Annotated in this window: 26 protein-coding genes and 2 riboswitches; of the genes, 1 reads left to right on the top strand and 25 read right to left on the bottom strand. The window is 30.3% G+C overall.

The window, feature by feature from the left end:
• Positions 1 to 18 precede the first annotated feature (18 nt).
• The 22 genes from alr to P4S50_RS00640 all read right to left on the bottom strand — a co-directional run bounded on the left by alr (position 19) and on the right by P4S50_RS00640 (position 21,701).
• Complete coding sequence (alr, locus tag P4S50_RS00745; RefSeq protein WP_277732600.1) at positions 19 to 1,179, bottom strand: alanine racemase; 1,161 nt, start codon at positions 1,177 to 1,179, stop codon at positions 19 to 21.
• 19 nt (positions 1,180 to 1,198) lie between these two features.
• Positions 1,199 to 1,783, bottom strand: coding sequence for a germination lipoprotein GerS (gene gerS, locus P4S50_RS00740; protein ID WP_277732599.1), 585 nt, complete (start codon positions 1,781 to 1,783; stop codon positions 1,199 to 1,201).
• Between the two features lie 17 nt (positions 1,784 to 1,800).
• Positions 1,801 to 2,250 (bottom strand): CBS domain-containing protein, encoded by a 450-nt coding sequence (locus tag P4S50_RS00735; protein ID WP_277732598.1) that lies wholly within the window; start codon positions 2,248 to 2,250, stop codon positions 1,801 to 1,803.
• A 2-nt stretch (positions 2,251 to 2,252) separates the two neighbouring features.
• Positions 2,253 to 2,639, bottom strand: coding sequence for a holo-ACP synthase (acpS, locus tag P4S50_RS00730; RefSeq protein ID WP_277732597.1), 387 nt, complete (start codon positions 2,637 to 2,639; stop codon positions 2,253 to 2,255).
• Positions 2,640 to 2,786: 147 nt separating this feature from the next.
• Positions 2,787 to 4,760 carry a methyl-accepting chemotaxis protein gene (locus tag P4S50_RS00725; RefSeq protein ID WP_277732596.1) on the bottom strand — a complete coding sequence of 658 codons (1,974 nt, stop codon included), beginning with the start codon at positions 4,758 to 4,760 and terminating at the stop codon, positions 2,787 to 2,789.
• A gap of 20 nt (positions 4,761 to 4,780) precedes the next feature.
• The gene (locus P4S50_RS00720) at positions 4,781 to 4,975 is read right to left on the bottom strand and encodes a hypothetical protein (RefSeq protein ID WP_277732595.1); all 195 of its coding nucleotides are present in this window, start codon (positions 4,973 to 4,975) and stop codon (positions 4,781 to 4,783) included.
• A gap of 137 nt (positions 4,976 to 5,112) precedes the next feature.
• The gene (gene modA, locus P4S50_RS00715; protein WP_277732594.1) at positions 5,113 to 5,892 is read right to left on the bottom strand and encodes a molybdate ABC transporter substrate-binding protein; all 780 of its coding nucleotides are present in this window, start codon (positions 5,890 to 5,892) and stop codon (positions 5,113 to 5,115) included.
• Positions 5,892 to 6,323 (bottom strand): MOSC domain-containing protein, encoded by a 432-nt coding sequence (locus P4S50_RS00710; protein WP_277732593.1) that lies wholly within the window; start codon positions 6,321 to 6,323, stop codon positions 5,892 to 5,894. The genes modA and P4S50_RS00710 overlap by 1 nt, the downstream gene beginning before the upstream one ends.
• Before the next feature lie 16 nt (positions 6,324 to 6,339).
• Complete coding sequence (gene moaA, locus P4S50_RS00705) at positions 6,340 to 7,311, bottom strand: GTP 3',8-cyclase MoaA (RefSeq protein WP_277732592.1); 972 nt, start codon at positions 7,309 to 7,311, stop codon at positions 6,340 to 6,342.
• Positions 7,311 to 7,817 carry a molybdopterin-guanine dinucleotide biosynthesis protein B gene (gene mobB / locus P4S50_RS00700; protein ID WP_277732591.1) on the bottom strand — a complete coding sequence of 169 codons (507 nt, stop codon included), beginning with the start codon at positions 7,815 to 7,817 and terminating at the stop codon, positions 7,311 to 7,313. Before mobB ends, moaA begins: the two co-directional genes overlap by 1 nt.
• 88 nt (positions 7,818 to 7,905) lie before the next feature.
• Positions 7,906 to 8,958, bottom strand: a complete 1,053-nt coding sequence (locus tag P4S50_RS00695) for an ABC transporter ATP-binding protein (protein ID WP_277732590.1) — start codon at positions 8,956 to 8,958, stop codon at positions 7,906 to 7,908.
• A gap of 11 nt (positions 8,959 to 8,969) precedes the next feature.
• A complete protein-coding gene (gene modB, locus P4S50_RS00690; protein WP_277732589.1) occupies positions 8,970 to 9,761 on the bottom strand; it encodes a molybdate ABC transporter permease subunit in 792 nt (263 codons plus the stop codon).
• Positions 9,736 to 10,224 (bottom strand): cyclic pyranopterin monophosphate synthase MoaC, encoded by a 489-nt coding sequence (gene moaC, locus P4S50_RS00685; protein WP_277732588.1) that lies wholly within the window; start codon positions 10,222 to 10,224, stop codon positions 9,736 to 9,738. The genes modB and moaC overlap by 26 nt, the downstream gene beginning before the upstream one ends.
• Before the next feature lie 119 nt (positions 10,225 to 10,343).
• Positions 10,344 to 11,561, bottom strand: coding sequence for a molybdopterin molybdotransferase MoeA (locus tag P4S50_RS00680; RefSeq protein WP_277732587.1), 1,218 nt, complete (start codon positions 11,559 to 11,561; stop codon positions 10,344 to 10,346).
• A gap of 4 nt (positions 11,562 to 11,565) precedes the next feature.
• Positions 11,566 to 12,588, bottom strand: a complete 1,023-nt coding sequence (locus P4S50_RS00675; protein WP_277732586.1) for a molybdopterin-binding protein — start codon at positions 12,586 to 12,588, stop codon at positions 11,566 to 11,568.
• Between the two features lie 189 nt (positions 12,589 to 12,777).
• Positions 12,778 to 12,915: riboswitch (molybdenum cofactor riboswitch) on the bottom strand.
• A complete protein-coding gene (nhaC, locus tag P4S50_RS00670) occupies positions 12,915 to 14,312 on the bottom strand; it encodes a Na+/H+ antiporter NhaC (protein WP_277732585.1) in 1,398 nt (465 codons plus the stop codon). Its footprint overlaps the riboswitch before it by 1 nt.
• Positions 14,313 to 14,408: 96 nt before the next feature.
• A complete protein-coding gene (locus P4S50_RS00665; protein ID WP_277732584.1) occupies positions 14,409 to 16,475 on the bottom strand; it encodes a molybdopterin-containing oxidoreductase family protein in 2,067 nt (688 codons plus the stop codon).
• A gap of 2 nt (positions 16,476 to 16,477) precedes the next feature.
• Entirely contained in the window at positions 16,478 to 16,957 is a 480-nt protein-coding gene (locus P4S50_RS00660; protein WP_277732583.1) for a 4Fe-4S dicluster domain-containing protein, read from the bottom strand.
• 22 nt (positions 16,958 to 16,979) lie between these two features.
• The gene (locus tag P4S50_RS00655; protein ID WP_277732582.1) at positions 16,980 to 18,227 is read right to left on the bottom strand and encodes an NAD(P)/FAD-dependent oxidoreductase; all 1,248 of its coding nucleotides are present in this window, start codon (positions 18,225 to 18,227) and stop codon (positions 16,980 to 16,982) included.
• A 17-nt stretch (positions 18,228 to 18,244) separates the two neighbouring features.
• A riboswitch (molybdenum cofactor riboswitch) is annotated at positions 18,245 to 18,419 on the bottom strand.
• A gap of 247 nt (positions 18,420 to 18,666) precedes the next feature.
• Positions 18,667 to 20,070 (bottom strand): Na+/H+ antiporter NhaC, encoded by a 1,404-nt coding sequence (nhaC, locus tag P4S50_RS00650; protein ID WP_277732581.1) that lies wholly within the window; start codon positions 20,068 to 20,070, stop codon positions 18,667 to 18,669.
• A 45-nt stretch (positions 20,071 to 20,115) separates the two neighbouring features.
• Entirely contained in the window at positions 20,116 to 20,892 is a 777-nt protein-coding gene (locus P4S50_RS00645; protein WP_277732580.1) for an IclR family transcriptional regulator, read from the bottom strand.
• A gap of 194 nt (positions 20,893 to 21,086) precedes the next feature.
• Positions 21,087 to 21,701 carry a hypothetical protein gene (locus P4S50_RS00640; RefSeq protein ID WP_277732579.1) on the bottom strand — a complete coding sequence of 205 codons (615 nt, stop codon included), beginning with the start codon at positions 21,699 to 21,701 and terminating at the stop codon, positions 21,087 to 21,089.
• A gap of 389 nt (positions 21,702 to 22,090) precedes the next feature.
• Here P4S50_RS00640 and P4S50_RS00635 point away from each other — a divergent pair, with 389 nt between their 5' ends.
• The gene (locus P4S50_RS00635; protein WP_277732578.1) at positions 22,091 to 23,029 is read left to right on the top strand and encodes a hypothetical protein; all 939 of its coding nucleotides are present in this window, start codon (positions 22,091 to 22,093) and stop codon (positions 23,027 to 23,029) included.
• On the opposite strand, the gene atpC is transcribed toward P4S50_RS00635, so the two are convergent.
• Genes atpC through atpG form a run of 3 tightly spaced genes read right to left on the bottom strand, consistent with a single transcriptional unit; the run spans position 23,026 to position 25,692 of the window.
• Entirely contained in the window at positions 23,026 to 23,430 is a 405-nt protein-coding gene (atpC, locus tag P4S50_RS00630) for an ATP synthase F1 subunit epsilon (RefSeq protein WP_277732577.1), read from the bottom strand. The genes P4S50_RS00635 and atpC overlap by 4 nt on opposite strands.
• A 6-nt stretch (positions 23,431 to 23,436) precedes the next feature.
• Positions 23,437 to 24,834 carry a F0F1 ATP synthase subunit beta gene (atpD, locus tag P4S50_RS00625; protein WP_277732576.1) on the bottom strand — a complete coding sequence of 466 codons (1,398 nt, stop codon included), beginning with the start codon at positions 24,832 to 24,834 and terminating at the stop codon, positions 23,437 to 23,439.
• Between the two features lie 12 nt (positions 24,835 to 24,846).
• The gene (gene atpG / locus P4S50_RS00620; RefSeq protein WP_277732575.1) at positions 24,847 to 25,692 is read right to left on the bottom strand and encodes an ATP synthase F1 subunit gamma; all 846 of its coding nucleotides are present in this window, start codon (positions 25,690 to 25,692) and stop codon (positions 24,847 to 24,849) included.
• Positions 25,693 to 25,716 lie beyond the last annotated feature (24 nt).

Genomic DNA, 25,716 nt, shown 5'->3' with positions numbered 1-25,716 from the left:
CCAAAGTTAATTACACCTCTATTTTATCAGATAATCTAGTATGTGTAAAACTCTATTTCCTTCCAAATACACCCTCGGTATCCTTCTAGAAATCATGCATAAGACCTCGTAATTTATAGTATTTAAAGAATCAGCTAACCTCTCTATCTTAGTATTTGCATCTTCTCCGAAGATTTCCACTTCATCTCCTATTTCTACGTCTAATCCATCTACTCGAATCATACATTGATCCATGCATATTCTTCCAACTACAGGTACTAGTTTATCTTTTATCTTCATATTTGCATTTTGGTTTAGCATTCTTGTAAAACCATCTGCATATCCAATAGGAACAGTAGCTATTTTAGCAAAATCATCTGCTATATATTTTTGACCATAGCTTATTCCTGTATTAGGATTTATAGTTTTGATATTCGATACTGTTGTCTTTAATGTCATAACAGGTTTTAGATCTATTCTATCCTTCATAACATCCTCAGAAGGATAGTGTCCATAAAGTATTATTCCACTCCTTACCATATCAAGATGATACTCAGGACAATCCATTATACCCGCACTATTACATATATGCTTTATAGGAATTTTTATTCCTCTATTTTCTAATTTATTTATAATATATGTGTATTTATCAAACTGCCTATTGGTAAATGTCTTATCTTTTTCATCTGCCATGGCAAAATGACTGTATATACCTACAACATCCAAATTAGAATATCCACATATACTCTCAATAGTGTCTACAGATTCATCATTTATTTGAAATCCAAGCCTCGACATTCCAGTATCTAATTTTATATGTACTCTAGCTTTTTTATTCTTTTGTTTACTAATTTTATTTAGACTTTGGGCTGATTCATTTTTATATATAGTTATGTCTATATCCTTTTCTACTGCCAGATCAAAACAGTTTTCTTGTATATAACCAAGACATAATATGGGTGATTTTATATCATTGTTTCTAAGTTCTATTCCCTCCTCAAGTGTGGCAATAGCTAGATAATCTACGCCTTCCTCCTCAAGAGTCTTTGCAATTTGTACAGAACCATGTCCATAAGCATTAGCTTTAATAACTCCGCATATTTTTGTGTCTTCTTTGAGTAATTTTTTTATATTCTTATAATTTTGCTTTAAATTCCCTATATTTATTTCTGCCCAAGTAGCTCTTTTTTTATAACTCAATATTCCTTCCCCCTTTAATTTAATCCTCGTTGTATTTAAACTCCTTATAATTAACAACAAATCTTTTCTTTAAGTTAACATCCATTATCTCTAACTTATTAGGCTTTAATGTTTTTTTGTCAACATAAATTTTTTGTTTATTAAAGTAGAACGAAGAACCAGGTATATTAGTTTCTAGAATCAAGAAATATTTATCCGAACTTATCTTCAAATTTTCATTTTCAAAAATATTTTTCAAAAAGTCTCCTACAAATAAATACCTATTTTCTATACCTCTATGAGTAAATTTTAATTCATCTTTGTATTTTGGATTTTTTATTATAATCTTATCATCATCATAAATAGTTATTTTTCCTTTTATATTGCTAGGATATAATGTTACTAATTTATAGTAATTTGGGCTTTTAAAATAGTGACTCGCTTCATATTCTTTTATAGATTTATTTCCACATACACTTATAGTTGCTATACATGAATACGAATCTAACTTATTTATTTTCTTTTGGAATTTATAGTACACTTCTTCATCTGTGGATTCCCTACATCCTGTAAAACTAATACTTGCTAGTATAATTACAAGGATACATAAGATCCACTTTTTCACAAAATCCCCCCTTATATTTACTTGTACATAGCTTTTATAAGATCATATCTACATATAATACCCTTAATATAATTATTATCATCAACAACAGGAACCCTATTTATAGACTTCTTTATCATTTCATTTGCAACATACTCAACGCTATCATCTTCCTTAACAGTCATAACATCCTTCGACATTATATCACGCGCCTTATAAGCTGCAATCTTTCTAATATCCTCTTCTACCTCCTTAAAACTATCAAAGAATATATATCCCTGAAGTATATTTATAAAAGATGGTATATTTACATTTTTTTCTTTTTGTATGATATCAGTTTCTGATATTATTCCTACTATCTTATTTTCTTCATCTACTACTGGGACGCCCCCAATCCTATTTTTTAGGAATATCTCAGCTATCTCCTTTATAGTAGCATCTTGATTTACAACTACCACATTGCTAGTCATTATATCTTTTGCCGTCAAAACTATCCCTCCTTTTTAGTAGTTAAAATAGCATTTGCAACTGCATAATCCTTTGAATGAGATATGGACAATAAAATTTCTTTCATTTCTAACTTTTCTGATAATTCATATAATTCATTATACAATTTTACAACTGGTTTTCCAAGGTTATTTCTCAATATTTCCATATCTTTAAATTTATAGCCTCTAATTCCAGTCCCAAATGCCTTACTTATAGCCTCTTTTGCTGCAAAGTTTCCAGCTATAGTTTGAGCTTTATAACCTTTTTGTTCAAAGTACTCTATTTCTTTCTTTGTATAAATTCTTTCTAAAAATCTATTATTTTTATTTATGGCTTTTTTTATTCTCTCTATTTCTATTATATCTATTCCAGTACCTAAAATATTCATAAAAACCTCCTTTAATATATTTTCCTTATTAAATTTTTTTTATATTAATATATTCTATATTTAATTTGCTCAAAAAAAAAGAACCACTATTATCACAAAGCACAACTTAATTGAGCTAATGCTTTTATAGTGGTATATACTTTCTTACTATATTTTAAATTTTAATATATTTTCTTGTAACTCTGCTGACATATCAGCAAGATTTTTTGAACTCAAGTCCATCTCTTCTATAATTGTAAGCTGCTTTTGTGATGCACTAGCAACTTTTTCAGAATTTACAACATTTTCTTCACTTATATTAGAAACATTTTCTATAGTACAAGCAATTTCCTGTGAGCTTGCATAAATTTGTTGAGATGATGCAGAAACATCTTGAATTTTGTAAGTTATCTCATTAACTCCTTCAAGTATTTCATCAAATGCTGTTTTAGCATCAGAAACTGCATTACTTCCTTCTTTAGCAGTATACATCCCTTTGTTCATTAAATCAATAGCATTTTTTGTTTGTAATTGAACTTCTTTTATTAATGAAGATATTTTCTCTGCAGATCTGTTAGATTCTTCTGCTAACTTACCAATTTCATCAGCTACTACAGCAAATCCTTTTCCTGATTCTCCAGCTCTAGCAGCCTCTATAGCAGCATTTAGTGATAACAGATTAGTTTTATTTGCTATATCAGATATTATATTGATAATGCTAGTTATTTCATTTGAATTTTGAGTTAACACCTCAGTAGCATAAGAAGATTTTTGCATAACTTCTTCTATGTTATCCATTGTACTTATTGTTTTATCAATAGTTACTTTACCATTTTGTGCTGACTCTAATACTGTTAATCCATGATTATTCATATCTTGAGAATTTAAAGCTACTTGCTGTATGCTTTGAACTATCTCATTTACAGTATCTTTTGTTTTGTTCATTTCTTCAAATTGATTTGTTAAATCTATTGATATTTTATTTATAGAATCACTTACATCTTCTGATATCAAATTCAGGTCATCTGATGAATGAGATAATTGATTAGATGATGCAGACAAATTGTTGGATATATCATATGTATTTAACACTAAATCTTTTAAATTATTAGTCATTATTTCAAAAGAATTTGCTAATTCTCCTACTTCATCTTTTTTATTTAGTTCAATCTTAGCAGTTAAATCTCCAGTACCTATTGTATTTGTTACTTTTTTCAAATCATTAATAGGTCTTATTATGTTTCCAGAAAGATAAAAAGAAAAGATAACAGTTACTATAAATGCTAATAAATTTATTACGATATACATCATTCTTAATTCATATAAATTTTTATAAACATCTGATTCATTAACATTAAGTGCTAGAATCCAGTTTGTAGATGGTATTTTTCTATATACAATTAAGGAATCGTTTTTGCCTGATGTATACTTTATTTTCCCATCTTTTTGTTTCAACATTTCATTTACTTGTTCTTTCATCTCTTTATTCTCTAATAGATTAGTTTTTACAAGTTTATCATCTGGATGTGATAAGCAAAATCCAGTATCATCTATAAGAAAACCATATCCATGCCCTTGTAAATCCATTTTTTTGACGTCTTCATTAAGTTCTTTAATTGCAATATCTCCACCTAACACTGCTATAGTATTATTGTTTTTATCTTTTATAGGCAATGACAGTGTAGTATTGAATATATCTTTTACCGTTTCATCATCATGTATAATACTAAAAGATAATTTATCATTTTTCAATGCGTTTTTGAACCAAGCGCGATCTCTCGCATCATATCCTTCAGGAGGTATCCAATTATCTCCATCAATTAAATATCCATTTTCAACAAACGCTACATATATATCATAAATATCTGGATCTCTTTGATACGCTAATAAATGATTTCTTGATATATTATCAGTAGAATCAGTATTTTTTATGATTTCTGCAATAGTTTCTATTATTTGTGATTTATTTAAAACCCACTCATCAAATTGCATACTCATTTTTTCTACCGTTAAATTCATTTGATAGTCTATATTTTCCTTCAAATTATTTCTAGCATTAGTATAACCTATTAAAGATACTATTAACAAAGCTATATTTGAAATAAGTATCAAACTAATTGTCAATTTAGAACGCAATTTCATAGTTTTTAATACCTTCCTTTTTATAAGACCTCAGCAACCAATCCCTTTACATTTAGTTTTTTAAACCCTAGAATATTATTCAAATATATTTCTATATCTTCTTCATCTCTTACTTGTGCATCTGATGATATATATATTTGTATTCCTTCATTAGTAAAGTGATTGTAATTACTAATATCTTCATCAATTTTGTCTACAATTTTTACGCACGGCAAAATGATATCTGCTTTGCATCAGCCTCCATTTGGCTCTTTTTTAACCATATCTATTACTATATTTTTAATATTTTTTTTCTTTATATATTTTCTAGCTTTATCATCTATTTTTATGTCCATTTTTATGTCCTCCATTTTTAAATATATGGCTCAAATCCATATTTTTTAAAAATAATTTTACCCTGATCACCTTTAAGATATTCGTAAAATTTCAAACACTCCTCATTATCATTAAATACACTACTCCAATAAGTTGCATTCACATTGTACTCTTTAGGAATATCTATTACCTTGACCTTATCTTTTATTTTATTTGTAACATCAGATGAATATACAAAAGCGGCTTGCGCTTCTTTTAAAACTACTTTTGTTACCACCTGTTTAACATTATTTTCTTCTGAAACAACATTTTTTAAAACACTATCTTTATAATCTTTACCATATTTATCATTAAGATTATCTAAAATTCTTAAAGCATAATCTCCTGCTGGAACTTCCTTTTGAGCTATTACTACATCGCATTTATTTCTTAAATCATTCAGATTCTCAATATTGCAAGGATTATCAGATGGAACTATTAGAACCATTGAGTTGTTTAATAATTGCTCTTTATTATCTGTAATACCTTTTTCTTGTAGTAATTTACAATGCTTTTCATTTGCTGATATAAAAATATCTGGTTTTACTCCATTTTCAATCTGAGTTCTAAGTCTACTTGAACTATCTAAGTTCAATACTATTTTTATATCTGGATTGTTTTTCTCAAATTCTTGTTTAATTTCTTCCATACTTTCAGTCATAGATGATGCTGCAAACACAGTAATTTCATTATTTTTTTCTACTTTTTTATTATTACATCCTACAGATCCTATAGTTATAAATATTAATAAAATAAGGCAAAAAAAACTTTTTCTCATTACTCAACAACCTCTATCTCATCATTTATTTGTACTAATCCACCACTTAATACTCTAGCAAATATTCCTTCTCTAGGCATTATACAATCTCCAACTGCATGATAAATAGCACAATGTTGATGACATTCTTTACCAATTTGAGTAACTTCTAATTCTATTTCATTTATTTTAAGCTTAGTTCCTACTGGTAATTTTGCTAAATCGATTCCTTGAACTATTAGATTTTCTCCAAAATCTCCATCCTTAACTTGTCCACCTCTGTTTTTAAAGTCTTCTATCTTCTCCCATGAAAGTAGACTAACTTGTCTATGCCAATCTCCTGCGTGAGCATCTCCTTTTAATCCATGATTTTCTACTAATTCAATCTTTCCTACATTAACTTTTTGAACACCTTTTTTCTCACTTGTACATACTCCTAATATTTTTCCCATTTCTTTCTCCTCCTAATTATCCACCTATTTGAGACATATTTCTACAGTCTGAATTTTTATTTTGACTTTTGAATTCATGTCTATATGGCTTTTGTTTTACAGCTTTATATATAATATTATTTAACTGTTCATCACTAACTTTGTTTCTTAAATGTTTTTTTAAATCAACTCCATCATTCCAATGAAGACATAGCTTTAAAAATCCTTCTGGAGTTACCCTTACTCTATTACATTGATTACAAAACTCATGACTAATAGGACTTATAAATCCTATAGATCCTTTACTTGACTCTGTTTTAAAGTAGTTAGCTGGTCCTGAACCTTTTACATTGGAAAAAGGAATCAATTTTCTATTTTTTAATATAAGTTTTTTTATTTCATCATTAGATACTTGTGTATATTTTTTTCCTTCTCCAATAGGCATAAGTTCTATAAATCTAACATCTACTGGAATCTTTTCAACTAATTCTACAAAATCCATTATTTCTCCATTGTTTATTTCCTTTACTATAACTGTATTTATTTTTACTCTTTTTATTCCTTTATCTAAAGCAATTTTTATACCTCTTAATACTTTATCTAGGCCTTTGTTTCTAGTTATTTTGTTATATAGTTCTTCATTCAAACTATCTATGCTTACATTTATTCTATCTAACCCTGCTTTTAATAACTCATCTATATATTCTTCAAGTAAAATTCCATTTGTAGTTAGACTTACTTCTTCAATACCTTCTATATTTTTTATGTTTCTTATAAATTCAATTATTCCTTTTCTAGCTAATGGTTCACCACCAGTTATTCTAATTTTTGAAATTCCTAAATTTGATGATGCTTTTATTATTCTGTATAGCTCCTCAAATGTTAATATTTCATCATGCTTAATTAGTTCAATCCCATCTTTAGGCATACAATATACACATCTCAAATTACATCTATCTGTTATTGATACTCTTAAATATTCTATTTTTCTCCCCGCATTATCGACCATTACTCATCACACTTTCTAGTATTTAAGATTTTTTCTTCTATTATGTCTACCAATCCAGCTGCATCATTTAAATCAACAACAGCTACTCCTTCAACGTTATGGTTTATATCACTAGCTATAGCTATTAAATCTTCTTTCTTACATATTGACTGAGTATACTTCTCAGATCTTATTACTTCTATTTTAGGTTTATCGCTTGTTTTGAATCCTTCCGCAACTATTATATCCGAATCATTGTTAAGCTCCATTAATTTATCAAGATTCCATTCTTCTTCTACTTTTTTTATCATAGCTATTTTATTAGGTGAAGAAATCATCACAGAATCTGCTCCAGCTTGAGCATGTTTCCAAGTATCTTTTCCAGGCTTATCAATATCAAAACCATGAACATCATGTTTTATAGTTGAAACCTTGTAATTTCTTCTCTTTAATTCTGTTATTATTTTTACTACTAAAGTTGTTTTTCCAACATTAGATTTACCGACAACGCAAACTATAGGTGTCACTTTGTTTCTCCTTTCGAATAATAATCATATTCCTTGGGTTATTAGAAATAATTATTTTTCAATCATTGTGTATATATCATTAAATCCCCTAACTTAAGAGGGTGATGTTATTTTCATCTAAATGTATGTTTACATAAGTTCCTATATCAATATTTTTTTCTTTAACTATGTTTTTGTTAACTACAATTTCAATTTCTAATTCATTTTTTAAAAGTACTACTATTTTACAACTATCAATAGCATAGTCTATTTTTTTTACATATGCTTCAAATGTATTGTTACTTTCATTTTCATCTACTATTTCAATATTTTCAGGTCTTATTCCTAATGAAATGTCTTTTGTTTTTATATGATCTTTGTTTTTAACTTTTATATATATTCCTCTTACATCCACCATTAAATAATCTTCATCAGATTTTATCAATTTACCATCTATGATATTGCTCATTCCAACGAACTTTGCAATCTCTAAACTTTTAGGTCTTATAAAAATTTCTTCTTTGTTTCCTATATCCAAAAACTTTCCTTCACTCATAATAGCTATTTTATCACCTAACATATATGCTTCATCCAGATCATGAGTTATAAAAACGATAGGAATATTAAAGCTTTGCTTAATATCCAATACTATTTTTCTAAGTTTTTGTTTTATTATATTATCTAAAGCACTAAAAGGCTCGTCTAATAATAACATCTTTGGATTAATAATTAAGGCTCTTGCCAAAGCAACTCTTTGCTTTTGACCTCCTGATATTTGATTTGGCATTCTATTTTTTAAATCATATATTTCTAACATTTTCATAAGTTCTTCAACTCTGGATATATCTAAGTTTTTTCTTATTCCATAAGATATGTTTTGGATAATATTCATATGGGGAAACAAATCGCTTTTTTGTTGTATATATCCAATTCTTCTTTTATATATAGGTATATCTATTCTATTAGTCTTAGAATAGATTGAGTTTTCATCAAATTTTATTTCTCCATAATCAGGTTTAATTACACCTGATATAAGATTTAAAAGTGTAGATTTTCCACACCCTGAATGTCCTAATACTACAAGGATTTCCCCTCTTTGAGCATTAAAGTTAACATCCAAGTCAAATTCATGTAATTTTTTACAAGCTGTAACTTCAAGCATCCATATTCCTCCTAATTTCTATTAGAGATATGCTTTGTTATTACTAATATAGTTACTGATATTATTACCAAGATACTTGCTATTGCTAAAGAAAGATTCATATCTATTTCCATAGCTGAGTATATTGCAAGAGGCAATGTTTGAGTTCTTCCAGCTAAATTACCAGCAAACATAATGGTTGCTCCAAATTCAGCTAAGGATCTAGCCCATGCCAAAATCACTCCTGTTAATATTGAATTATAAGACAAAGGCAATGTTATATTCATAAATATTTGAAGAGGCTTATCTCCTAATGTTGCTGCAGTCAATTCTAAATCTTTGTCAACTTTCTCTATTCCATTTTTGGCTGTTTTTATGAATAACGGAAGTGCTACAAAAACTTGTGAAATCACTACTGCCCAAAATGTAAATGATAATTTCAAATCCATTTGATATAATGTCTTTCCAATAATTCCATTTTTACCGAATGTTATAAGTAGTATTAATCCTGCTACAGAAGGCGGTAAAACCAAAGGTATTTCTAATATTGTCTCTATATATTTTTTAAATCTAAACTTCTTTCTTGCAATTATATAAGCACTTGGAATACCTAAAATAATAATTATAATCAAAGATGTTAAAGTACTTTTCATACTTATAATAAAAGCATTTATAACTACATGATTTTTTATCTCACTAATAACACCTATACCCGATGATAAAAATAAAGATATTACGGGTATGCTTGTAAATAAAATACAAAGTATAAATAACGTGTATACTATTAATTTTATAAATTTATCTTTCATTAATGAATATTCCACTTTTTCCACCTGTTTTTTTAGCAAGATGGATATCTTCAATTACCATTTCTTTGTCCACAGCTTTACACATATCATATATAGTTAATCCAGCTGCAGATACAGCCGTTAGAGCTTCCATTTCTACACCTGTTTTTCCTGTAGTTTTAACTACGGCTTCTATATGAATTTGTGATTTTCTTTGATCTATATGAAAATCAACCTGACATTTGCTAAGCATTAACGGATGACACATTGGAATTATCTCATATGCTTTTTTTGCTGCCATGATTCCTGCTACTCTGGCTACACCCAAAACATCTCCTTTTCCAATCTCTCCATGCTCTATAAAAGCAAGAGTTTCTCTTTTCATAGTAACTCTACCTTTAGCTATCGCAATTCTTACAGTGTCTTTTTTTTCACTTACATCTACCATAATCGCTTTTCCATTTTCATCAAAATGATTTAATTTAAGTTCATTCTCCATTATCCATCCTCCTATAAAAAAGTCTTTATTTCTAAAAATCTTTAATGTAGACTTTTTTGAAATTCGTAACGAAAATTATACTTATCCCTAATTTAAATAGGAATATAATTTCCTACTCATTATAAATATATAATTTCTACTTTATCTCCTTTTTCAAGTCCAGTAGACCCTTTAGGTACATCTATTAAGCAATTACATTTTAAAGTAGAACTTAATACTCCAGAAGATTGTTTTGAACTAGTAAGCTTAACTACTGGTCCATTTTGAGAATATGATAATTCTCCTCTTAAAAATCTTCTTTTTCCACTTTTCTTCAAATAAGAATCATCAAATACAGCACTTGTTCTTTTTAATTTTGAATCTTTTTTGTTAACCATTTTATCTAGTAAAGGTCTTACTAACAACTCAAATGTTATACTAGATGCTGCTGGATTACCTGATAGACTTATTATCAACTTATTTTTTAAGTAACTACAAAGCACAGGAGTTCCTGGTTTTATATCTACTTTCCAAAATAATATATCAGCATTTATTTTTTTCATTACATCCTTTATAATATCTTTTTTCCCTACAGACACTCCTCCTGTAGTTATTACCAAATCTACTTCATCAATTATATTTTCAATTTTTCTAGCAGTTTGTTCTATATCATCACCAGAGATACCTAGTATGATTGGCTCTGTGTTTAATTCCTTTAATCTAGCTGATAATGTATATATATTGCTATTATATATTTTTCCTGGAATTAATTTCTCTCCTATATCTAGTAGTTCATCTCCAGTACTTAATATAGCTACTTTAGGTTTTTTATAAACCGATACTTCTTTTATTCCAAGACTTGCAATTACTCCTACTTCTCCAAAATTAATTTCAGTATCTTTTTTAATAACTATTTGTCCTTTTTTTAAATCTTCTCCTTCAAAACAGTAGTTTTGAAATTCATTTAATTCTTTATATATATATACTTTTCCATCTTTCTCAGAAGTATCTTCTTGTCTTATTACACAATCACTACCTTTTGGAATAGGTGCACCTGTCATAATTCTAGTTGCCATATTATTTTTTAATTCTTTAGTAGGATAACTTCCTGCACAAACCTCTTCTATAATTTCTAAAACGACTGGATTTTCTTCACTTGCTCCTTTAGTATCTTCTGATTTTAAAGCATATCCATCTAAAGGCGATCTATCAAAAGGTGGTTGATTAATAGTAGAAATTACATCTTTAGAAAGCATTCTTTTATGAGCATCTGTTAAATTTACATATTCTTCTTCAATGCTGTCTACTCTTTCAGCTAATATTTCATTAGCTATTTCTAGATTTACCATCTGTTTCATGTTCTTACCACCCTTTCCCAAAACTACACTGTGGATAAGTACATTCATTACATTCTAGACATAATCCGCCATGGCCGTATCCAGCTAAATCCTCAATTGTAATCGTATCTTGTGAAAGCACTCTTGGAAGTACCAAATCAAAGATTGTAGTTTTAGCATACATTACACATCCAGGAAGTCCTAGTATAGGAATATCATCATTATAAGCAAGTAAGAACATTGCTCCAGGTAATACTGGTGCTCCATAAGATATTATATTTGCTCCTGTCTTTTTTATAGCACTTGGAGTTAAATCATCAGGATCTACAGACATTCCTCCTGTACATATAATCATTTGTGCACCTTTATCTATAAGATCTTTTATACTATCACAAATTTTCTCAGTATCATCATAAACTATTTTTTGATCTATAACATTACATCCATACTTCTCTACCTTTTTTCTTATAACAGGACCAAAAGCATCTTTTATTCTTCCATGATACACTTCATTTCCTGTAGTTACTATACCTACATTTACTTTTTTATAAGGCATTACATCTACTATTGTTTTTCCACTTGCAATTTTTTCAGCTTCAATAATTTTTTTCTCATCTATAATAAGCGGAATTACTCTTGTAGCTGCTAACTTATCTCCTTTTTTTACTGGATAGTTATTGTGTCTTGTAGCAATTATAATTTCATCTAATAAATTTATTTTTAATAATAAATCTGTATTTATTTTCAAAAGACCATCATATTTTGCAATAAAATTAATCTTTCCTTCTTTTACTTCACTAAATTCTAACCCCATACCTGCTGCTAATTTTGTAAGTCTCTCAGCTGCTTCATTTTCATGTAAATATCCTTCTTTTTTTTCCCATACATAAATGTTATCTTTTCCTAATGAAAGCAAAACTTTGACATCTTCTTCTTTTATAACATGTCCTTTTTTAAAAGCTCTGTCTTTAATTTCTCCAGGTATTATTTGAGTTATGTCATGACACAATACATGTCCGATAGCATCATGAACTGAAATTTTTTTCATTTTATTCCCCCCTAAAAATTCGTCTACTCGCTAACGCGGTGACTCATGTCGCCAACGATCCTTACAGGCTCCGTTGCTTAAAAATAGTTGCAAGCACAGCTTTTTCAACAAATTATCCACAAAACAAAAAATGATATAGTCTCCTTAACCATAATAAAGCCCTTTATTGCAAAAAGGCAATAAAGGGCTTAGATCCTTTAAAATTCTCCTTTTCAAAATATGTTACGGAAGGGTATCTCATTTCTAAGATACCCCGTGGATTTAGAAAATCCTGACTATACTCCATAGATTAACCTTAGGATATATAGTTCGGAGACACTATTCTTTTATACTGCTTTTTTTCCTTTTATTTCTTTAAATACAAATACTCCACAATATGCAAGTACTACTGAAATTAGTGGATTTATCCAGTTTAAAAGAGCAAATGGAGCTAACTCTAAAGAACTTACTCCCAAGGCACCTGCCATGAAAGCTCCACAAGTAGTCCAAGGAATCATAGGTCCAACAAGTGTTGATCCTTCTTCTAATATACGACTAAGTAGAGATTTTTTCAATCCTCTTTTTTCAAAAGCTTCTGTATATAGGCTACCATTTAATATAATTGATAGATAAACTTCACTAGTTGCTGCACATCCTAATATTGTACTTATCATTGCTACTAACACTAAAGCTGCATCTGATTTTACTTTTAGTAATATTTTTTCTATAAGTACTTTTAAGAATCCAACTGTTTCTAAAACTCCACCTAAGCATAAAGCTATAAATGCTAAAGAGAAAGTCCACATCATATTTTGTATTCCACCTCTAATTAATAGCTTATCTACCATTTCTATTCCACTAGCTTGAGTGTATCCATAGTTAAGAGCTGAGAATGACTCTGCTAAACTAGCACCTTGGAATACTATTGCAATAATTGTTCCTAATACAGTTCCTAATAATAAAGCTGGAACAGAAGGTACTTTCATAAAACTTAATACTAATACAACTATAATAGGTAATAAAACTATTGGGTTTAAGTTGAATGTGTCAACTAAAGTATTTTGTAATTGAACAACTTGATCAGATGACATTGTTGCTGTTTGAGTATATTTAAATCCTAATACTGTATATATTATTAAAGATATAATATATGCAGGAATAGTTGTGTAACTCATAGCCTTAATATGTTCATACATATCAGTTTGAGCAGATGATGCTGCTAAAATAGTAGTATCTGACATAGGTGACATTTTATCTCCAAAAGCAGCTCCAGCTACTACCATACCAGCAATCGCTGGTGCCGGAATTCCAAGTCCCATTCCCATTCCCATCATAGCAAGACCTACAGTTCCTGCAGTTCCCCATGATGTTCCAGTAGCAAAAGAAGTAATACTACATACTATAAATCCTGCTGGTAAGAAAAATTTAGGACTTAAGAATTTTAATCCATAATAAATTAATGCAGGAACAGTTCCAGCTTGAATCCAAGATCCAATAATAGTTCCAATTAATACGAATATTAATAATGCTACCATTGCATTCTTTAAACTTTGTCCCATACCTTCGAAAAGTTCATCTAGAGTAAATCCAGATTTAATACCCACTATACAACTTAAAATAAGACCTAATGATAATAATATGTGGATATCCATTTTAAATGCTAAAATTCCAACAACTAATATTCCTACGATTCCTAAGAACACACCTAGTGAAGCTCCAAATGAAGGTTTACGCTCGTTTGTCATGAAATTTCCTCCTTATTTTTTTTGTTATTTTTATAACTAATCTATTCAATTTGATAAGGCTGCAATAATAATAACAGCCTTATCAAATTTTAATTATTACTTGTTAACTTTTTCTATCTTAACTTCAACAGACTTCATTAATGGGAATCCATCAATTGGGTCAAATCTATCGTCATGAGTAAGAATATTTACATTTGATTCTTTCCAACCATGTGTTATTTGAACAACACCTTCGCCTATTTCTTTTTTATGCATAACCTTAACCGGTATTTCAATAGAACCAATAGTTGACGTTACTTTTACTATATCATCATCTACTACATCTAACTTTTTAGCATCCACTGGATGTAACTCTATCTCAGGAGTTGGCATAGCAGATTTTAATCTTGCAAAGTTTCTATTTCTTCCATGATAATACATTACTTTTCTAGCTCCAGTAATAAGTACATATGGGTATTCTTCTGACTTATCAGTAACATAAGTAGGTGGAATATATTCAGCAATCTCTTGGTATCCTAAATTCTTTAAATACTCAGATGCAAACTCTAACTTACCACTTGGTGTATTAAATGCCTTCTCACCATCTGCAACTTTTTGCTCATGCTTATGATAAGTTTTTTCAGCATAATTGTATCCTTCTGGATGAGCTTCAATCTCTTCTAATTTTACTCCGCTATCAGATACTAACCATTTATTTAATTCATATTCATTCTCCCATGGGAAGTAATCTCCTGCACCTAATCTATGTGCTAAATCATGTAAGAATTGATATTCATCTTGAATTCCTTCTTCTGGCTCAACTACTTTCTTTGTAAGCCCTATAACTTGGAATCCACCATGTCCATGAAGTTCTGATCTTTCTAAATAAGATGCAGCTGGTAATATGTAATCAGCAAGTTCTGCTGTTTCAGACATGAATAACTCACGTACTACTAATAATTCTAAAGATTTTAATGCCTCCGTTACCTTATTAGCATTAGGATTTGTCATAACTGGATTAGCTCCTGCTATAATCATTCCTTTTAGTGGGTATGGATCTTCACTTAAGATTGTATCCATAGCAACCATAGTATGACATTCTTGTCTGAAATCATATAATACTGGGAATCTATCTCTACCTATAGGTTGTTCTTCTATTAAAGGTACATCATGATATAAAGTTAACTCTTTAAGAGGGAATCCTGATGGTAAGAAGTTACCACCCTTAGCATCTACAGATCCTAATAATCCATCAAAATATGCTACTGCACGTATGTTGTTAATTCCATTTTCATGATGCTCAAGACCATTTCCAACATAGTTTATAACAGCAGGTGCATTGTCCCACATAGCCTTAGCTACTTCTTTAACTAAAGAAGCTTCAATTCCAGTTTCTTTAGCTACATATTCAGGAGTAAATTTAGAAGCATATTCTTTCACCTTATCAAATCCTAAAGTGAACTTTTCAACGAATTCCTTATCATACCAGTTATTCTCAATTAACTCTCTCATAACACCCCAAGCTAATGCTCCATCTGTACCAGGTTTTACTTGTACAAATATATCAGCTTGACGACCAATTGCAGATAAACGAGAATCTATAACTATTAATTTAGCTCCATTATCTCTAGCATGGTTAATCTGTTGTGTCATGTTAGGATGAGCGTGTGGAGGATTAGCTCCCCATGTTACGATACACTTAGAATTAATGAATTCTGGTTGAGAACCCCATCTTCCATAAACTAATGAATATCCAATCCATCTACCAACAAAACACTCTGAATCATTTGAGAAATAGTTAGGAGATCCTATAGCATGTATGAATCTACGGTAATTCTCTTCTTGTTGAGCAAAACCTATGGCTTCACCTTTCCAAACACTCATAGTTCTTTTTCCATACTTAGATTGAATTTCTTTAGTCTTAGCTGCAATCTCGTCTAAAGCTTGCTCTAATGAAATTTCTTCCCAACCATTTTCTGTTTTCTTAAGAGGTTTTCTTATTCTGTCTGGAGCATTATTTAAATCTACTCCAGCTCTACCTTTAATACAAAGTCTACCTTTATTCCAAACATGATCTTTGTTTCCATCTATATCTACTACTTTCCCGTCCTCTACATATACGTTTATTCCGCAGTGATCATCACACATACGACATAATGTTTGATGTACTTCTCTTTTAGCCATTATTATTTCCCTCCTTCCATAGCGTTTTTAACTTTTGCGTCAAATTGCTTTCTTCTTGAATCTGCAAAATCTTCTACATCTTCGTAATTAAGAGCTCCACCTATACAGTGTTTTACACAGTTTGGCTCATCATCTCCACATAAATTACATTTTCTACTTACTAATTTTTTCTTATCGAAATGAATGTTTCCATATGGACATGATAGAACGCACATTTTACAACCCGCACAACGATCTTCATTTATTTCTACTGCTCCAGTTTTTTCATTTCTAGTGATTGCAGCTGCTGGACATACCTCAAGGCACCATGCTTCTTCACAGTGAAGACAAGTCATTGGTATACAAGCTTGCTCATCAGCATAAAAATTCACTTTAATATTCGATTCACTACTTTTACATTCTCCTGTTCTGTTAAAAGAACAAGCATATTCACAATTGCGACATCCTACACATTTTTTAGGATCCATAGTAATAATACGCATTTATCTCAACCTCCTTGCCAAACTATAATTCAATTTTTGCTGTAGCTTTTGCAGCTTTTATTTGCAGATATGATGCTAATTTATCTGGTGAACATTCAGCTTTTATTTTCTTTCTGATTATAGGTCTTAATTTTCCTAAGAAAGGTACCATATCAGAGCTTCCTACAACTGTAGCTCCAACTACTAAGTCATTTTCATATATAACTTTCATATATCCGCCTGTTTTTTCATCTTCATAAACCCATACTTTGTCGCCTTCACCATCATTAAATCTACCCATAGAAGCTACTGTTATTTTAAACATTTCAGTAACGTTCATATTTAAGCTTCCTTGATACTCAAGTTCTTTTCCTGCCATATTAGCTCCTGCAATCTTACCCATCTCAACAGCAGTAGGCCATAAAGCATGAATAACATGTTTTTCACCAAATGTTGTAAGTCCTTGAGCTACATCTCCTGCAGCATATATTCCCTCAATGTTAGTTTTCATAGTCTCATCAACTAATATTCCTCTATCAACTTCTATACTAGTTCCTTTTAAGAATTGAGTATTCGGTCTAACACCAGTACCTACTATGATTAAGTCAACCTCAAATGGATCTTCTCCTTTTGTGTGAACTACGAAAGTACCATCTTCTTTTTTCTCTATTTTTTCAGTTAGTGTATTAACTCTAAGGTCAGCACCTAACTCTATAATCCTGTTATGTAATATACTTGAACCTTTTTCATCTAAAACTCTTGGCATAATTCTAGGAGCAAGTTCTATTATCTTTACATCCAATCCTTTATAAAGTGCTGCCCAAGCAGCCTGTAAAGAAACAAATCCAGAACCTAAAACTAAAACCTTTTTACCTTCTTTAAACAAAGGCTCTATCTTGTGAGCATCATCCAATGTCCACATATTGTAAACACCTTCATTGTCCAATCCTGGAATTGGAGGTTTCACTGCTGATGAACCAGTAGTAATTAATAATTTATCATATGATACCGACTTATCATCATCCAATTTAACAACCTTACTATCTTCATCAATATCTACTACACAACTTTCTATGTAGTTCACATTCATCTTTTTGTAAAACTCTTCATCACGAATAAAGAATGTATCATGGTCGATCTTCCCTCTTAAGTAGTATGGTAACAATACCCTAGAGTAAGCAATACCACCTTCTTTAGAAATAAGAGTAACTGACGATTTTTTATCGTATTTTCTAAATGCCTCTAAAGCACTTAAACCCGCTGCACTATTGCCTATTATAACAATATGCATACTTTCACCTCCCTTTCGAATGTATTCGAGCTTCCCCTTTCCTTGATCGTGGAGGCACTCTAGTTTCCCAAAAGTACCCTGTGAATATTTATATATTCAGGCTGTGTTCCGTATAACGGAACGCCGTTCCGTTTATTGGGCAAAAATTTAATTTTCCCTTTAGGAGTTCACAGCTCGGAGAAAATTCTAATTATTATTGTATAAATATACAATTTCATGTTGTTTTTTTCATGTCAAATTATATCACTATAGTTTTATTTTTGTCAAGCTTTGACGCAAATATATAACATTTTATATTTTCACAATTATCAAAACAAATCAAAAAAACGCTAATACATTAGTATATTAGCGTTTTTTCAATCTTAGTTAAACTTTTAATTTAATTAATTATATTATATTTGAAAACCTATCCATATTTGCCGTTATTTTTTTATTTAATTTAAGCAGTCTTTTCTTCTCTATTTTTATTCTTCATAAATACGAATATACCCAAATAAGATAAAACAATAGAAAGAATTGGATTTATAATATTTAAAAAAGCATAAGGAGCATAAGCAAATGTAGAAACTCCTAATGTAGAAGAAATAAATGCACCTGCAGTTGTCCATGGTATTAATGCTCCTGTAAGTGTTGCACCTTCCTCTAGGACTCTACTAAGCATATTGTTTGCAAAACCTCTTTCTTCAAATATATTTTTATACAAACTACCATTTAATATTACTGATAAATAAATTTCTCCCATAGAAGCATTTGCTACAGTACAACTAGCAATGACTAATGTTACTAAACTTCCTGTAGATTTCACTTTTTTTATTACTTTTTCAATAATAACTTCTATAAATCCGGCTTTTTCTAGAACTCCTCCTAAGCATAAAGCTATAAATGATAAGGAAAAAGTCCACATCATATTTTGTATTCCACCTCTAATTAATAACTTATCTATTAATTCAATTCCAGTTGCATCTGTATATCCATGATTTATAACGTTTAAAACAGAAGTTATATGTTCACACTGAAAAAATACAGCAAATATTCCTCCTATAACAGTTCCTATTACCATCGTAGGTATAGATGATACTTTCATAATATTCAATACTAGTACAATTACCATCGGTAAAATTACAATAGGATTCAAATTAAATTTATGTGATAAAACATCTTGTATCAATTGAATTTGACTAAAATCACTAGATGTTCCTCCACAAAATCCTTTCCCTATATATGCATATATTCCTAATGAAATAATGTATGACGGAATAGTAGTATAAAGCATTCCTTTGATATGTGTATATAAATCCGTTCCAGCAGATACTGCTGATAAATTTGTAGTATCTGATATTGGCGACATCTTATCTCCAAAAAAAGCACCTGAAACTACCATACCTGCTACTATATGTGGTGGTATTCCAAGACTAGCACCCATTCCCATCATAGCAAGACCAATCGTTCCAATAGTCCCCCATGATGTTCCCGTTCCAAGAGATACTATACTGCAAATTACAAGTCCAGCAGGTAAAAAATACTTAGGACTTAATATTTTTAATCCATAATATATAAGAGCAGGCACTGTTCCACATTGTATCCAAGTAGCTATTATCATTCCAATTAATATAAATATTATAAGAGCCCCCATAGCCCTGCTTACACTCAATTTCATACCATCTATCATTTCATCTAAAGAATATCCACATTTATAAGAAACTAGACACGTTAATATAAGTCCTAATATTAATAATACATGTATATCAACATGTAAAATGAATATTCCTGTCATTAAAATTGATACAATTCCTAATAAAACTACTATTGAATCTAAACATGATGGCTTATTCTGTCTGTTCATAAATATCCCCCTATTATAATTTTTATATAATAAAACCAGTATATTTTAACTCAATATACTAGATATTCTATCAGCAGTTTCTTTAACTTCTTCAATTATTTTTTCAAGCCCTATATCATTCATTTTAGAAGTAAGTCCAGATAAACTTATAGCAGCTATTGCATCCTGATTTCTAGTATCCATTATAGGAGCTGCAATACAAGTAAGCCCTATCTCAGCTTCCTCATCATCTATAGAATATCCTTCTCGCTTGACTACTTTCAAATGTTCTAATAATTCATCTACACTTCTTATAGTATTTTTTGTATACATATTCAATTTACTGCCTCTATATGGTTCTAACAACTCTTTTGTATTTGGAGAAAAAGCCAGCAGACACTTTCCTACGGCTGAATTATAAACCACACTACTAGATCCTATACGAGGATTGAGTTTAAATCTTTTATTTTTAGGTTCTTCCCTTAAAATTAAAATTGTCTTCGGAAGTCCTTCATTGCTATTATCTAATATAGATACATTTACAACCTCATTAAACTTTTTAGATAATTCTTTTATATACGGTTTTATAGCATTTTTAAAAAACATCTTTTCTCCTGCTAAAGTTCCTAATGCATATAATTTTATACCCAACCAATACTTCCCATTTGATGGATTTTGCTGTACGAATCCTTTATTTTCTAGAGTAGCCAAAGTTCTATGTACAGTACTTTTAGATATATCTATGGCCTTACTAATTTCTGTAACACCCAGTTCATTTTGTTCATAGTATAGCAACATTAGAATATCTAAAGCTCTATCTATAGAATTTATTATATCTTTCATTCTAAGTCCCTCCTCCTTAAAAACTATGTCAAAATATTATCACACAAAATTAACATTAAATCAAATTTTTTTCTATATTTAACAAGTTTTATTGTATAATTATTTCATAATCTCATATATTACGATGTATTTTATCTTAAAATGTATAATGCTTAATAACAAAAAAAAGTAGCTTAAAGCTACTTTTTTACTTACTATTTCAAGAAATTACTATCTAATTTTTCCATATCCTTATGGCCTAGTATTGCATGTATAAATTGATAAGTGCTATTTACTCTTTCTTCTTCTTTTTCCTTATTTATCCTAAGTTCATCTAATTCTTTTCTAAGCTTTGTTATCTTATCATTAACATCAGAAAGGTTTGATTCCCCTTTATTTATTCTCTCATACGAATGCTTTACCGTCTCTCTCAAAAGATTTAAATTCTTTTCTTTTATAAGCATAGGCATATCTTCTAATTTTTCAAATATCATATCTATATTATTATTTATATCTTCCATTTCCTGTTTTAATCTGTCTAGTTCCTGCTCCGCATTTATATTTTTATTCTCATTTACTTCATTTGACATATATATTATCTTAGCCATCAACTTAGGCTTTTTTGCCTGAAGATCTAAAAGTTGTTTTTCAATCATGTTTTTCTCTTTTATCAACTCATTTAACTCTTTAACCTGTTTAGATATTGAATCATTTGATTCCATTTTAATAAGCTCTTTAAACGGCTCATATTGAACTAATACAGGAACTTTATTTTTTTTTACTGTTTCCTCAATCAAATTCATATCTAGTTTATTATTCCCAAATATCATATTTTTCCAACCTTCCCTTATCTGAAAATTTATCTCTTAAACTAATTTATCCGAAAGCTAAGAATTCTACAGCTTCTGGATTAGTTTACCCACAGGGCACTTACGCAACTAGAAATTCAGATGGAATAAAAACTTCATCTGAATTAAGTTTCACTTTATATTATTCCCTTTTTTTAGATAATATAGTTAAAATAAAGCAAAAACTAATTCAAATTGAGCTTTTATTTTAACTTATTTTTTGGATTTCACACAAATTAATATTTTAATAATTAAAATTAAAATGCAACTTATCTTATATATAAAAATTTACTAGATAAAATATATCAAGTCAATGAATCTTTTGAATTATTTTTTAGTGTTTGGAAAAAATAATTTCATGAGGTGATTTTATGAGAAAAACTATAAGTATACTACTATTTTTCGTACTTATCCTAAGCGGATGTGCAAAACCAGAAGAAAAACCATCTGAAAGTACTCTTCCTAAAGAGCCAAAAACGTTGCAAACATTGCAAGATAATCTATTAACTATAATGGCTAAAATAGATTTGATGCCAAGTATTAACAATGCTCTTGAAACAAGGAACAAACTAATGGAAATATCATTTCAAAAAGAAAAAGAACTAGCTTCAATAAGTGAATCTAGATTGCCAGAAAAAGATAAACTAAAAACACCCGAAGACATGGAAAAAGACAAAGTCAAATTATCTAGCCATATAGTTGATACATGCATATATCCATCTCTATTAGCTGAGGATGTAGAAGACCTAAATAAACTAGAAAAAGAACCGTTAAAATTCAAACTAGAAGAATACTGGCTTGATATAAATAAAGATTTAGTTAATATTCACAAAGATTGGAATAGCCTTCAAGCAGGTATGAGCGAAATTTCTGCTGATGATGAGTACATTAAAAATTTCGAAACAAATTTAAACTCATTAACAGATTCAATAGGACAATACAATATATTCGATTCAATAGTGTATTGTAATAATATGACTAAGTATTTATCCTCTTTCAGACAATACTTTAAAACCTTTACAAACAATGATATAGATATTGCAAAATATTCTGTAAGAAAGGCAGTACTTTTATCTGATATGGAAAATTATGAAGAAGCACTAAAATCAGTAACTAGTATCTCTGAACTTCTAACTTCAAAAACTGAAATTTATTCTAAAGAAAAAGAAAAATTCGCAAAACTTAAATACTCAATTCAATCTCTTGAAAAATCAATTGAAAATAAAAATTTAAAATTAGTGCAGATAAATGCACCTATAGTTATCTCTAATTTAAATGAATTCATACAAAAAGAGACTAGTGAAAACTAGTCTCTTTTATTTGAAGCCTCAATTCTATTAATCGCTTTTTTAAGATCTACCTTTGCAAGCTTAGCTTCTTTTTCATCAGCAGATTTAATTTTTCCTTCAGCTTCTTCTTTAGCTTTATTAGCTCTTTGTACATCTATTTGATCAGCCCATTCAGCTGCTTCTGTTAATATAGTAGTTTTTTCCTTATCAACCTGTATAAAACCACCTGCAACAGTTGCCTCTCTAAATGAACCATCTTTTTTAAGTTTTAATAACCCTATATCAAGTGGTGCAACGTAACTTGCATGGTTCTTAAGTATACCTACATCACCATTTATAGTTCTAACAACTACCATTTCAGTAGTTCCTTCAAAAAACTTTTTATCGGGAGTCACTATTTCTACAGAAAATTCTCCTGCCATGTTTATCTACTCTCCCTTCTTAGCTTTTTCAATTGCCTCTTCTATAGAACCAACATAAAGGAAAGCTGATTCTGGTAAGTTATCATGCTTACCTTCTAGGATTTCTTTAAATCCTCTTACAGTTTCTTTAAGAGGTACATATTTTCCTTCCATTCCAGTGAACTGCTCAGCAACACTGAATGGTTGAGATAAGAAGTTTTGGATCTTTCTTGCACGAGCAACAGCCATCTTATCTTCATCAGATAATTCATCCATACCAAGTATAGCGATTATATCTTGAAGTTCTTTATATCTTTGAAGAACTGATTGAACTCTACGAGCTACGTCATAGTGTTCAGCTCCAACAACATTTGGATCTAGTATTCTAGATGTTGAATCAAGTGGATCAACCGCAGGGTAAATACCACGAGATGCTATATCTCTTGATAAAACTGTCTTAGCATCAAGATGGGCAAATGTTGTAGCTGGTGCCGGGTCAGTTAAGTCATCGGCTGGAACGTATACTGCTTGTACAGATGTGATAGAACCCTTCTTAGTAGATGTTATTCTCTCTTGAAGAGCACCCATCTCTGTAGCTAGTGTTGGTTGGTATCCAACGGCAGATGGCATACGTCCTAATAGTGCAGAAACCTCAGATCCTGCTTGAGTGAAACGGAATATATTATCAACGAATAATAATACGTCTTGTCCTTCTTGATCTCTGAAATACTCAGCCATAGTAAGTCCTGTAAGCGCAACTCTCATTCTCGCTCCAGGCGGCTCATTCATCTGACCGTAAACTAGAGCTGTCTTATCGATAACTCCAGACTCGATCATTTCGTTGTAAAGGTCATTACCTTCTCTAGTTCTCTCTCCAACTCCAGCAAATACTGAAAGTCCACCATGTTGAGTAGCTATATTGTTGATAAGCTCCATTATAAGAACGGTCTTACCAACTCCTGCTCCTCCGAATAGACCAATCTTTCCACCCTTTGCATAAGGAGCTATAAGGTCAACTACCTTGATTCCTGTTTCAAGAATTTCAGTAGAAGTCTCTTGATCTTCGAAAGAAGGAGCCTCTCTATGTATTGGTAACTTTGGAGAATCAGTTGGAGCAGGCTTGTTATCAACAACCTCTCCAAGTACATTGAATATTCTTCCTAATGTACCTTTTCCAACAGGAACAGATATAGGTGCTCCTGTATCTACAGCGTCAATACCTCTAACAAGTCCATCCGTTGAACTCATGGCGATACACTTAACAGTGTCATCTCCTATATGTTGAGCTACTTCTGCCACTATTTTATTTCCATTATATTCTACTTCTATCGCATTTAGTAGGTTTGGTAAGTTCTCACTACTAAACTTTATGTCTAGTACGGGTCCGATAATTTGAACCACTTTACCTATATTCTTTTCTGGCATTTTCATACCTCCTTATTTTAACGCCTCTGAACCTGCAACTATCTCTGATATCTCTTGAGTTATAGATGCTTGTCTTGCTCTATTGTATTGTAATTCTAATTTAGAGATCATCTCATCTGCATTATCAGTAGCAGATTGCATAGCAGTTCTTCTAGCTCCTTGTTCTGATGCAGAAGATTCAGCTATACCTCCATATATAGATCCTTCCATAAACTTAGGAACTAAATACTCAAGTACTTCTTCTTCACCTGGATCAAACTCAATCATTTCTCCCTTTGTAGTTTCTTTATCTTCTTCAAAAGAAAGAGGAAGTAATTTTAATACTTCTGGAGTTTGAGTTAATGTAGATTCAAATTTAGTATAAACAAGATATACCTCGTTTATATCTCCTTTTTCATATGCTTCAAGTGCAATATTTGCAACTTTTCTAGCATCTGTATAAGTTAAATCTTCAACTCCAGTAAATTTATCTAAAATATTATAGCCTCTTTTGTTAAAGAAATCTATAGACTTTTTACCAATAGCTATAACACTCTCTTGTTTTTGTTCCATATGGTTTACTGCAGTTTTTAAGACGTTTGAGTTGTATCCACCAGCAAGTCCTCTATCTCCTGCTATAACAATATAGCATTTGCTAGAAGCATCTCTTTGCTCTAAGAAAACACTTTGAACTCCCTTTGCACTCTTAGCTATCTTTTCTATAGTAGCGTAAAGAGTTTCAAAATATGGCTTAGTAGCTTGTGCTTGTTGTTTAGCTCTTTTCAATTTAGCTGATGAAACAAGCTCCATAGCTTTAGTTATTTGCTTCGTGTTACCAACACTTTTGATACGTCTTTTAATATCCTTCATTCCAGCCATACTATTTCACCTCCTGTTTAAAGA

This window comes from Tepidibacter hydrothermalis (assembly GCF_029542625.1).
Classification (GTDB): domain Bacteria; phylum Bacillota; class Clostridia; order Peptostreptococcales; family Peptostreptococcaceae; genus Tepidibacter_A; species Tepidibacter_A hydrothermalis.
The sequence above is the reverse complement of the archived record's forward strand: the minus strand, read 5'-3'. Positions and strand labels throughout refer to the sequence as shown.

Bases quoted from the DNA above. Each gene is read 5' to 3' on its own strand.
- acpS (WP_277732597.1), bottom strand. From the start codon at position 2,639: ATGAATATTTTAGGTACTGGAATAGATATAATAGAAATAGAGAGAATA.
- P4S50_RS00725 (WP_277732596.1), bottom strand. From the start codon at position 4,760: ATGAAATTGCGTTCTAAATTGACAATTAGTTTGATACTTATTTCAAAT.
- modA (WP_277732594.1), bottom strand. From the start codon at position 5,892: ATGAGAAAAAGTTTTTTTTGCCTTATTTTATTAATATTTATAACTATA.
- P4S50_RS00710 (WP_277732593.1), bottom strand. From the start codon at position 6,323: ATGGGAAAAATATTAGGAGTATGTACAAGTGAGAAAAAAGGTGTTCAA.
- moaA (WP_277732592.1), bottom strand. From the start codon at position 7,311: ATGGTCGATAATGCGGGGAGAAAAATAGAATATTTAAGAGTATCAATA.
- P4S50_RS00695 (WP_277732590.1), bottom strand. From the start codon at position 8,958: ATGCTTGAAGTTACAGCTTGTAAAAAATTACATGAATTTGACTTGGAT.
- moaC (WP_277732588.1), bottom strand. From the start codon at position 10,224: ATGGAGAATGAACTTAAATTAAATCATTTTGATGAAAATGGAAAAGCG.
- P4S50_RS00680 (WP_277732587.1), bottom strand. From the start codon at position 11,561: ATGAAACAGATGGTAAATCTAGAAATAGCTAATGAAATATTAGCTGAA.
- P4S50_RS00675 (WP_277732586.1), bottom strand. From the start codon at position 12,588: ATGAAAAAAATTTCAGTTCATGATGCTATCGGACATGTATTGTGTCAT.
- nhaC (WP_277732585.1), bottom strand. From the start codon at position 14,312: ATGACAAACGAGCGTAAACCTTCATTTGGAGCTTCACTAGGTGTGTTC.
- P4S50_RS00665 (WP_277732584.1), bottom strand. From the start codon at position 16,475: ATGGCTAAAAGAGAAGTACATCAAACATTATGTCGTATGTGTGATGAT.
- P4S50_RS00660 (WP_277732583.1), bottom strand. From the start codon at position 16,957: ATGCGTATTATTACTATGGATCCTAAAAAATGTGTAGGATGTCGCAAT.
- P4S50_RS00655 (WP_277732582.1), bottom strand. From the start codon at position 18,227: ATGCATATTGTTATAATAGGCAATAGTGCAGCGGGTTTAAGTGCTTTA.
- nhaC (WP_277732581.1), bottom strand. From the start codon at position 20,070: ATGAACAGACAGAATAAGCCATCATGTTTAGATTCAATAGTAGTTTTA.
- P4S50_RS00645 (WP_277732580.1), bottom strand. From the start codon at position 20,892: ATGAAAGATATAATAAATTCTATAGATAGAGCTTTAGATATTCTAATG.
- P4S50_RS00640 (WP_277732579.1), bottom strand. From the start codon at position 21,701: ATGATATTTGGGAATAATAAACTAGATATGAATTTGATTGAGGAAACA.
- P4S50_RS00635 (WP_277732578.1), top strand. From the start codon at position 22,091: ATGAGAAAAACTATAAGTATACTACTATTTTTCGTACTTATCCTAAGC.
- atpC (WP_277732577.1), bottom strand. From the start codon at position 23,430: ATGGCAGGAGAATTTTCTGTAGAAATAGTGACTCCCGATAAAAAGTTT.
- atpD (WP_277732576.1), bottom strand. From the start codon at position 24,834: ATGCCAGAAAAGAATATAGGTAAAGTGGTTCAAATTATCGGACCCGTA.
- atpG (WP_277732575.1), bottom strand. From the start codon at position 25,692: ATGGCTGGAATGAAGGATATTAAAAGACGTATCAAAAGTGTTGGTAAC.